The sequence below is a fragment of the Streptomyces sp. genome, from assembly GCF_031181705.1.
Taxonomy (GTDB): domain Bacteria; phylum Actinomycetota; class Actinomycetes; order Streptomycetales; family Streptomycetaceae; genus Streptomyces.
On sequence record NZ_JAPSKN010000178.1, the window covers coordinates 1 to 9,725 of the forward strand.

At 75.3% G+C, this 9,725-nt stretch carries 7 protein-coding genes and 1 pseudogene; 5 read left to right on the forward strand and 3 right to left on the reverse strand.

The annotated features are described in order from the left end of the window. Positions 1–249 precede the first annotated feature (249 nt). Positions 250–1,458 (reverse strand): PP2C family protein-serine/threonine phosphatase, encoded by a 1,209-nt coding sequence (locus RIN80_RS24385; RefSeq protein ID WP_309097798.1) that lies wholly within the window; start codon positions 1,456–1,458, stop codon positions 250–252. Between the two features lie 299 nt (positions 1,459–1,757). On the opposite strand from RIN80_RS24385, the gene RIN80_RS24390 reads away from it, so the two are divergent. Both RIN80_RS24390 and RIN80_RS24395 read left to right on the forward strand, forming a co-directional pair. Next, a complete protein-coding gene (locus RIN80_RS24390; RefSeq protein ID WP_309097792.1) occupies positions 1,758–2,198 on the forward strand; it encodes a hypothetical protein in 441 nt (146 codons plus the stop codon). Positions 2,199–2,370: 172 nt separating this feature from the next. Continuing rightward, positions 2,371–3,321: a hypothetical protein gene (locus RIN80_RS24395; RefSeq protein WP_309097793.1), complete on the forward strand. Its 951-nt coding sequence runs from the start codon at positions 2,371–2,373 to the stop codon at positions 3,319–3,321. Here the strand turns inward: RIN80_RS24395 and RIN80_RS24400 are convergent. After that, a complete protein-coding gene (locus RIN80_RS24400) occupies positions 3,218–4,564 on the reverse strand; it encodes a PLP-dependent aminotransferase family protein (protein WP_309097794.1) in 1,347 nt (448 codons plus the stop codon). The two genes, RIN80_RS24395 and RIN80_RS24400, sit on opposite strands and share 104 nt — an antisense overlap. 81 nt (positions 4,565–4,645) lie before the next feature. Here RIN80_RS24400 and RIN80_RS24405 point away from each other — a divergent pair, with 81 nt between their 5' ends. Both RIN80_RS24405 and RIN80_RS24410 read left to right on the forward strand, forming a co-directional pair. Then, positions 4,646–5,473, forward strand: coding sequence for an alpha/beta hydrolase (locus RIN80_RS24405; RefSeq protein ID WP_309097795.1), 828 nt, complete (start codon positions 4,646–4,648; stop codon positions 5,471–5,473). Positions 5,474–5,520: 47 nt separating this feature from the next. Next, entirely contained in the window at positions 5,521–6,522 is a 1,002-nt protein-coding gene (locus RIN80_RS24410; RefSeq protein WP_309097796.1) for an endonuclease/exonuclease/phosphatase family protein, read from the forward strand. 79 nt (positions 6,523–6,601) lie between these two features. Here RIN80_RS24410 and RIN80_RS24415 read toward each other — a convergent pair whose 3' ends face one another. After that, complete coding sequence (locus tag RIN80_RS24415) at positions 6,602–8,680, reverse strand: PhoX family protein (RefSeq protein ID WP_309097797.1); 2,079 nt, start codon at positions 8,678–8,680, stop codon at positions 6,602–6,604. Between the two features lie 279 nt (positions 8,681–8,959). Here RIN80_RS24415 and RIN80_RS24420 point away from each other — a divergent pair. Next, positions 8,960–9,725, forward strand: a pseudogene (locus RIN80_RS24420) (Toxic cation resistance protein); the annotation flags it as partial.

The window sequence follows — 9,725 nt, forward strand, 5'->3', positions numbered from 1 at the left end:
CCGCGTCACCGCCCCGGGCCGGTCTGGCGGCGGACGCCGGGGCCTACAGAGGTGCCTGCCCCCTCCCGGTCCCCGGAGGGATACCCGTGCCGGTCCTCGGAGGGCAGCCCGGGTCGCCGCCCGGGCCAGTCCGGCGGGGGCGGACGCCGGGGCCCGGCGGGGTGCCCGCAGGAGTACCCCTGCCGGTGCCCGCAGGGGCGCCGTGCCAAGGCCCGCAGAGGCGCCCGTGCCGGTCCCCGTAGGGCCGCGTCACCGCCCCGGGCCGGTCCGGCGGGGGCGGACGCCGGGGCCCGGCGGGGTGCCCGCCGAACCGCCCCTGGCGGCGCCCCTGGCGGTGTCCGGGTCGCCGCCCGGGGCGGTTCGGCGGCGGACGGTGAAGACCGTGGTGTCGTCGGCGAGGTGGCCGCCGCAGTGCCGCAGGGTGCCGTCCCGCACCAGGGCGGCCAGCCGGGCCGGCTCGGCCGCGTCCGGGTCCTCGGCGACGGCCCGGGCCACCTCGCGGGCGAGCGCGTAGAACGCCCCGGCGCCGTTCCGGGCCTCCGTCACGCCGTCCGTCACCAGCAGCAGCGTCTCATCGGCGGCCACCCGCACCCGCCGCGCCCCGGGCGGCCCCGGCGCGAGGTCCCCGAAGCCCAGCGGCAGCCCCGCCCCGGCCGGCAGGGCGCGCACCCCGTCCGGCCCGACCGCCAGCGGCGGCTCGTGCCCGAACACCAGGACGTCCACCGCCCCAGGGTCGTCGTCGGGGAAGCCGAGCAGGACGGCCGTGGCGAACCGGTCGCCGTCGGCGCGGCCCAGGGCGACCGTGTGCCCGCGGTGCCGGATCATCCGCGTCTCCAGCCGCCCGGCGACCGTCGTGAGGTCGGCCTCGTGGTACGCGGCCTCGCGGAACGTGCCGAGCAGCGCGGCCGCCGCCTCCACCGCGCCGAGGCCCTTGCCCTGCACGTCCCCGACCAGGACGCGGGTGCCGTGCGGGCCGGGCTGGATGTCGTAGAAGTCGCCGCCGACGCGGGCCTCGGCGTCGGCGGTGAGGTAGACGCCGGCGTGGTCGAGGCCGCCCCAGCCCGGTGGCAGCGGGCGCAGCACCGTGCGGCGGATGGTCTCGGTGACGTCGCCCATGCGCAGCACGCGCCGCTCCTCGCGCACCCGGACGACGCAGGCCAGGGTGGCGAGGATGCCGCCGAGGGCGACGAGGACGAAGTCGGCGAGCCCGGCCTGGTACTCGTGCGGCCAGGCGCCGTCCACGACGACGTACGTCACCAGCGACGCGAGTGCGAACAGGGCCGTGACCCACACCCCGCAGATCGCGGCGGCGATACCGGGCACCAGCACGATCCAGGAGATCATGCGGAACTCGCCGGTGGTGTGGTAGTCCGCCACGGCGATGGCGACGAGCAGCACCAGCGGCGGCAGCCAGGCCACCCGGTGCCCGCGCAACCGCAGCAGCTCCTGCCGCCGCACGGGGTCCCGGAGGCCGGCCCCGGCGTACCCGTCCCCGGCCCGGCCGTAGCCGTACCCGGACCCGTACCGGGCGTACCCGTCGTCGATGCCGGCGTACTCGTCGCCGGCGGCCCGCGCAGGTCCGTCGCCGGCCCCGGGGTACCGGTCGAGCGGGCCGTGCCCCCCGCGGTGGCGCCTCACGCGCCCAGCGAAACACGGGGCCGGGCGGGCCGCATCCGGTCGGGGGCGTTCCGCCGACTTGCCCGGGGCTGCGCGCCGGTGTGCCCTGGAAGCCAGGGCAGGGACAGAGAGGAGCTCTCATGGCTCACGCGGCACCCGCCTCACGCAGGATGACCACGCCACGGCGCAGGCCCGACGTCTTCAGCGCCCGGACCCACGCGGCCGCGGCGGTGGCGCTGCCCGTCGTGTTCGGGCTGGTCTACGGCTTCTGGGCCGCGGCGAACCGGCGTCACGGCGGGCCCATCACGGGCTGGAACCTGCTGTTCGGCTTCCTCACCGCGCTGGTCTTCGCGGTGGTGTTCGCCGCCGTGTGGCGGCTGGCCCCGCGGCTGCGCCGCGAACTGCACGCGCTGGCCTGGTTCGCCTTCACGGGCTGCGCGATCGGCTTCCTGGTCAACCAGTCCGGCGAGTCCGTGCTGAAGTCCGCCGGGCTGGGGCTGGTGGTCGGGGTGGGAGTCCTGCTGACGATGTTCTACCGCTACTACACCCACGAGGACGCCGAGGGCCACCGACGGGACTGACCCGAGCGGCCCCCGGGTCAGGAATCACCCGTTCGGGTGAGGCCCCCACCCGAGAGTGACACGCCTCGCTCCGGGTGCTTTCCGCGGGTGGGGCGCCCGTTCGGCGTGGCAGGGGGACCCGAATGCAGTCGTCCCGCTCGCGCCCGGGGCCCGTCGCGCCTTGCCTGGAAGGGTGCCCGAGCCGGACCGGGCGCCCGCCTGCGCGACGGCGCCCCCACGAGCGCGGAACGCCCTGTCGGCCGTTCTGCTCGTTCTCGCGTGCCTGCTCCTGCCGTTCGGCGCGCTGGCGTCCTGGGCGGCGCACGGGCTGGCCGACACCGGCCGCTGGGTCCGGACGATGGCGCCGCTCGCCGCCGACCCGGACGTGCGGCGCGCTGCCGCGGACGCCCTCGGGGACGGCGTCCTGCGCGCGGCCGGACCCGAACTGCACAGCGGGGCCGGGTCCTTCGTGCACGACGCCGCCCGCTCGTTCACCCGGACCGAGGCGTTCGCCGCGGCCTGGGACGCCTCGAACCGGGCCGTGCACACCGCCGTCCTGCGCGCCCTGCGCGCCGACGCGCCGGCCACCCCGGTCACCGTCGACCTCGCACCCGTCGTCGACCGCGTCAAACGCCGGCTCTCCGAAGACCACGTGCCGTTCGCCCACCGCATCCCGGTCACGCACACCCGCGTCCCGGTGCTCCCGGCCGGCGACGTGGACCGACTGCGCAAGGGGTACCAGGTGCTGGACACCGCCGCCTTCTGGCTGCCGCTCACCGCGGCCGTCCTCGCCGTCACCGGGATCGCCGTCGCCGCGTGCCGCCGCCGCGCGGTCACGGCCCTCGGCCTCGGCACGGCCCTGGGCGGGGCGCTGCTCGTCCTGGCCGTGGCCGTCGGCCGCCGCCTCACCCTCGCCGACCTGCCCGACGCCCTGCGGGGCCCGGCCGCGGGCGCGGTCTACGACGCCCTGACGGCCACCCTGCGCACGGTGTCCTGGCTGCTGTGCGCCCTCGGCCTCGCGGTGGCGCTCGGCGGGTGGCTCACGGGCCGCTACGGTCCCCGGCTCGCCGCGCGGCGACGTGCGCGAGGGTCCGCAGGGCCCGCCGCAGATCCGGCTCCGGAGCCGACGCGAGCCCGAGCCTGACCGCGTCGGGCGTGTGCCCGGGGGCGACCGCGAAGGCGGGCCCGGGGGTGACGGCGATGCCGTGCGCCGCGGCGGCGGCCGTGAAGGTGTCGGCGCGCCACGGCGCGGGCAGCTCCCACCAGGCGAAGTAGGCGTGCGGGTCGGACCGTACGGCGAACCCCGCGAGTTCCTCGGCGAGGATCCGCTGGCGCCGCGCCGCGTCCGCCCGCTTGGCCTCCACCAGCCTGGCCACCGTCCCCTCGGCGGCCCACCGCGCGGCCGCCTCCAGCGCGAACCGCCCCGCGCTCCAGCCGCCCGACCGCACGGCGTGGGCCACGGCGGCGACCCGGTGCGGCGGCACGACGAGGAAGCCGACGGTGAGCCCGGGGGCGACCCGCTTGGACAGCCCGTCGACGACGTGGGTGAGGGCCGGGGCATGGGCGGCGAGGGGGACAGCGGGCTCGTGCAGGAACGACCAGATGCGGTCCTCCACGACCGGAAGGTCCAGGTCGCGCACCACGCGGGCGAGTTGCAGCAGCCGGGGCCCGCTCGTCGTCAGGGACGTCGGATTGTGCAGCGTCGGCTGCACGTACAGGGCGGACAGGGGTGCCGTGCGGTGCGCGGCGGCGACGGCCTCCGGCAGCAGCCCGGCCGCGTCCCCGGCGAGCGGCACCAGCGTGATCCCGAGCCGCGCCGCGATCTCCTTGACCAGCGGATACGTCAGCTGCTCCACGCCGACCCGGCCGCCCGGCCGGACCAGGGAGGCCAGGACGGCGGCGATGGCCTGGCGGGCGTTGCCGGTGAACAGCAGCCGCTCGGGGCCGGGGCGCCAGCCCGGCCCGGCGAGCAGCCCCGCGGCGGCCTCCCGGGCCTGCTCGGTGCCGGTGGCGGCCGCCGGTAACAGCGCCTCGGCCAGCACGTCGGGGCGCAGCAGCGGCGCGAGCACGGGCGCGAGCAGCTCCGGCTGGCCGGGCGCCGAGGGGTAGTTGAGCTCCAGGTTCACCGGCCCGCCGGACTCACCGGTCTCCACGAGCGCCCGCCCCGCCGGCCCGGCCGGGGCGGCTCGGACGAAGGTGCCGCGCCCGACCTCCCCGACGACCAGGCCACGCCGCACGAGCTCGCCGTACACCCGCCCGGCCGTCGACGGGGCGATCCCCCGCCTGCGGGCGAACACGCGCTGCGGCGGCAGCCGTTGGCCCGGCTTGAGCCGCCCGCCGGCGATGTCCTCGGCTATCCGGTCCGCGATGCGCCGGTAGTCACCCATCGGTCGGCCTCCCCCCCTCGGATTGCACCGAGAGCAAAGATCCTATTGCACCGAGTAGTTGGGCCCGCCTAGGGTCGCTGCATGGCACCCTTCCTCGCATACGAGGACAAAGGACCCGCAACCTCCCGGCAGCCCCTTGTCCCCCCGACTCCCCTGGTCCTCGTCCACGGACACCCCTTCGACCGCACCATGTGGGCCCCGCAGCTGGAGACGTTCCCGGCGGCCCGCCGCGTCGTCGCCCCCGACCTGCGCGGCTACGGCGCCTCTCCGACGAGCCCCGCCCTCACCGACTTCTCCGGGTTCGCCCGGGACATCGAGGCCCTGCTGGACGCGCTGGGGGTGGACTCCTGCGTCCTGGCGGGCCTGTCCATGGGCGGCCAGATCGTCCTGGACTGCTACCGCCTGTTCCCCGAGCGCGTCCGGGGTCTGGTCCTCGCCGACACCTCCGCCGCCGCGGAGACCCCCGAGGGCGTCCGCGCCCGTGACGCCATGGCGGACCGCCTCCTCGCCGAGGGCCTGCGCGGCTACGCCGACGAGGTCCTGGAGCGGATGGTCGCCCCGTCCGCGTCGCCCGGGGTCAAGGCCCACGTCCACGGCATGATGACCGCCGCCTCCCCCGAGGGCGCCGCCGCGGCCCTGCGCGCCCGCGCCCGGCGCCCCGACTACCGGCCCCTGCTGCCGCGCGTGCGGGTCCCGGCGCTGGTCGTCGTGGGGGCCGACGACACCTACACGCCCGTCTCCGAAGCCCGCGCCCTGCACACCGCCCTGCCCGAGTCCACGCTGCACGTCGTCGAGGGCGCGGCCCACCTGCCGAACCTGGAACGCCCCGAGGCGTTCGACGCGGCACTGGCGGCGTTCCTGACCCGCGTCGACGAACGGCAACCTTCCTCCGCTACACCCCGTCTTTGAGGGAGGATTCGGGCATCCCTCCCCCCTCGCGAACGGAAGGCCGGGACTTGGACACCGCCGCAGCCGAGTGGACCGCCACCGATGACGGACCGCGGCGCCGCCCGCCCGGGCGGCGCCTCGCCGCCTGGTGCGCCGGACTGCTGTGCGCGGCGGTGAGCGTGGTCGTCGGTTTCCGGGCCGCCGACAGCGACGGCATCACCCCCGTGCCGCAGTTCCTCGCGTTCCTCCCCTGGCTGCTCGTCCCCACCGCCCTGGCGCTGCTGCTCACGCTGCTGTCCCGCTGGTGGACCGGCACGGCCTGGGGCGCCCTCCTGCTCGGCCTGCTGGCCTGGTACATCGAGCCCTACGGCACGACCGACGACCCCGTGGGCCGCCCGGTCGCCGAGCTGCGCGTGCTCACCTCCAACGTGGAGTTCGGCCAGGGCACCGCTTCCCTGGTCGGGGCCGTCCGCCGCGAGAAGCCGGACATCGTCTTCGTCCAGGAGTGCGACCACGCCTGCGACGCGCAGCTGAAGTCGGACCTCGCGCGGGACTTCCCGCACCGCCGGGCCGTCGAGGGCGGCGGCTCCGAGGGCTCCGTCATCCTCAGCCGCTTCCCGCTGACCCCGACGGCCGGCGTCCCCGGCACGATGGGCATGCCCGGGGCGGTCGCCGACGTGGACGGGCACACCGTCCGGCTGCAGCTCGCCCACCCGATGCCCCCGCTGCCCGGCCAGGTCGGCCTCTGGCGACGGGAACTGGGCGCCCTGCGCGACGCGGCCGCGACCGACCGCTCCACTCCCCTGATCCTGGCCGGGGACTTCAACGCCTCACAGGACCACGCGGCCTTCCGCCGCATCCTCGACACGGGCCTGCGCGACGCCTCCCGCCTGGACGGCGCCGGCCGCACGGCCACCTGGCCCGCCCCGACGGCCCCCACCCTCGGCGTGCAGATCGATCACGTGCTGCTCTCACGGCACTTCGCGGCCGACCGCACCCGCATCCTGGACCTGGCGAGCACGGACCACCGTGCGGTGGTCACGGACCTGACGCTGCACGACACCCGGTGACGGGACCTGACGCTGCACGACACCCGGTGACGGGCGCGGGGGCGCCCCCGCGGACGCCCCCCGTGCCTCTCCGGCTCGCTCAGACGCCGATGTCGCGGCCGTCGGCACGCCACACGGCCACGACCGCGGGCCGCACGTACGTGCCGGGTCCGTCCGGCCAGGTGCTCGCGGGCTTCTCCACGGACGCGCCGTCGATCTCGCCCGGGTGCTGCACGGCGACGAGCACGCGCCGCTCCTGGATGATCGGACCGCAGGTCTCGGCGCCCTTCGGCACGGTCAGGAACTGCTTGAGCTCACCGCGCCGCTCACCCCGGGTCGCCACGCCGAACAGGCCGTCGTGCGAGCCGAGCTGGGCGCCGTCGGTGGAGATCCACAGGTTGCCGTAGGAGTCGAAGGCGACGTTGTCCGGGCACGAGATGGGGCTGACGCCCTCCTTCGGGAAACCGGCGAAGTAGGTCGCCGGGTCCTCCGGGTCTCCGGCGACGAGGAACAGCGACCAGGCGAACTTCGTGCTCTCCGGCCGGTTCCAGCGCTCGGTGAGCTCCAGGACGTGCCCGTGCTTGTTGGCGTGGCGCGGATTGGCCTCGTCCGCCTTGGGGTTGGAGCCGACGCCCCGGTTGGAGTTGTTGGTCAGGGCGACGTACACCTTGCCGGTGACCGGGTTGGGCTCGATGTCCTCGGGCCGGTCCATCTTCGTGGCGCCGACCTTGTCACCGGCGAGCCGCGTGAAGACGAAGACCTCCTCCGCGCTCATCCCGTCCACGTGCGAGACGGCGCCCTCGGCGGTGGCGGTGGCCAGCGGGATCCACTCGCCGCTGCCGTCGAACTCGCCGTCGCCCGGCAGCTTGCCCGTGCCGTCGATCTCGATGGCCGGGGAGTCGCCGGTGAGCCTGGCGACGTACAGCGTCCCCTCGTCGAGCAGCGACAGGTTGTGCTCGCGCACGGCCCGCGAGGTGCCGTGCTTCATCCGCTTGCTGCCGACGAACTTGTAGAAGTAGTCGAACCGCTCGTCGTCACCGGAGTACACGACGGGCCGGCCGTCGTGCGTGAGCCGCACGGTCGCGGCCTCGTGCTTGAACCGGCCGAGAGCGGTGTGCTTGCGGGGCGTGGAGTCGGGGTCGTACGGGTCGAACTCCACGACGTACCCGAAGCGGTGCACCTCGTTCGGCTCCCGGGCGACGTCGAACCGCTTGTCGAACCGCTCCCACTTGCGCTCGGTGGCCCCGGTCCCGATGCCGTACCGCTTGTCCGTGGCGCGGCCGCTGTTGGCGAAGTACTGGTTGAAGTTCTCCTCGCCGTGCAGGGTCGTGCCCCACGGGGTGACACCGCCGGAGCAGTTGTTGAGGGTGCCGAGCACCTTGGTGCCGCTCGGGTCGGCGGAGGTCTTCACGAGGTCGGAGCCGGCGACGGGCCCGGTGAGCCGGAACTCGGTGGTGGCGGTGACGCGCCGGTTGAGCCGGTGGCGGGAGACGGCGGTGAGCTTGCCGCTCCTGCGGTCCTCCTCCACGACGACGGCGGACAGCCCGTGCGCGGCCCAGGCGATCTCCACCTGCTCACGGGTCGGAGCGGCGGCGTCGTACCCGCGGAACATGAGCACCTCGTCGGTGTACTCGTGGTTCGCGACGAGCAGCTGCCGGCCCCGCTCGCCCGGCAGCGGGAGCAGGGCGAGGAAGTCGCAGTTGTATCCGAACTGCCCGGCCTGCGCCTTGGCGGTCTGCTTCTCCGGGTCGAAGGCGGGAGCACCGCGCAGGATCGGCTCGCCCCACCGGATGACGACGTTCTGCCGGTACCCCTCCGGCACGGTCACGGCGTCGGTGGTGTTCGGCGCGACGGGCGCGAAGCGCAGACCCCGGGCGCCCTTGGTCTTGCTGCGCGCGGCCTCACGGGCGGCGGCCGCCGGTACGGCACCGGCCTGCGGGGCCTGCGCGACACCCACGGCTCCCGCACCCGCGGCGGCCACGGTCACCACGGCCGCGGCGCGCATCATCGAACGGCGGCTGAGGGCGCCGGCGATCACGTCGCCGACGTACTCGTTGGAACTGGTGTTGGGCACCTCGTGGAAGCAGGCGTCACCACACCGGAAACGACAGGTCATGGCGGACCGGCCGCCAGGGTGCGAATCGGACGGCGTTCCGATCAACGGCAGCAGCTTTCGCACTTTGCTCTCTCCTTGGATGCCCTGGGTGTCAGCGTGACCGTAGGGGCACATATGTGCGGGAGCCGGGCGCCCCGATGAACAACGAGTGAACCCGTGGCTGCCGTACGGGGGTTGCGGTGATTCAGCGCGCCGTCACCTGCGCAGGCCGGATGCCCTCTTGACAGCGAGGAGCCCGCATATCAGACCCTGCCCAAGATCACCCAGGAGGGCCGCTAACCTTACGTGTCCGTCCTGGCCAGGGATTGACGGGCTTCAACTCACGCGAAGGGTTGCGCGCACATGGGCATTCTCACTCGGTTGCGGAACGCGTTCGGACGGTCCCGCAAGTCACGGACCGCCGAGGCGGAGGGTGCGGCGCGGACGACGGAACCGACGGCCACCCCACAGGCACCGGCCGAGCAGCCCCCCACCACGGAGGCCGCCGAGCCCCGGGTCCCGTCCCCCTCCCCGGAACCCGACCCGGCCCCCACGGCGACCGTCCCCGAACCCCGCGTGTCGTCCCGCGACGAACACGACCTGGTGGCAGCGGCGTTCGACAAGGTGACGGTGCCCCGCCCCACCCGGTCGGAGGACCGGCACCCCGATGCGGACGGGGAGGACCCGGCGCGGGAGCGGGAGACCACGCAGAAGCCGGCCTTCGAGGAGCCGGTTGCGGAGGAGTCAGCGACCGGAGAGAAGCCGGCCTTCGAGGAGTCGGTCGCCGAGGAGCCGGTGACCGGAGAGAAGCCGGTTGCCGAGGAGTCGGTTGCCGAGGCGCCGGAGATCGCGGAGAAACCGGTTGCCGCAGAGCCGGAGATCGGTGAGAAGCCGGGCGACCCCGAGAAGCCGGAGAACGCCGAGAAGCCCGAGAACGGGGACGAGGCGGCGGCCGCGGAGAAGGCGGCGGACGCCGAAGAGTCGGAGGTCCCCGATGAGCCGGGTGTCCCCGATGAGCCGGAGGTCGCCGAGGCACCGGCGAGCGCCGACAAGCCCAAGGACACGGCCGAGACAGCGGACGCCGAAAAGTCGGGCGACGCCGGCGAGCCGGAGGTCGCCGAGGACCCGG

What these genes read in the sequence shown, in the direction of transcription:
- RIN80_RS24405 (WP_309097795.1), top strand. Translation starts at nt 4,646, where the DNA reads ATGGCACCCTTCCTCGCATACGAGGACAAAGGACCCGCAACCTCCCGG.
- RIN80_RS24400 (WP_309097794.1), bottom strand. Translation starts at nt 4,564, where the DNA reads ATGGGTGACTACCGGCGCATCGCGGACCGGATAGCCGAGGACATCGCC.
- RIN80_RS24390 (WP_309097792.1), top strand. Translation starts at nt 1,758, where the DNA reads ATGGCTCACGCGGCACCCGCCTCACGCAGGATGACCACGCCACGGCGC.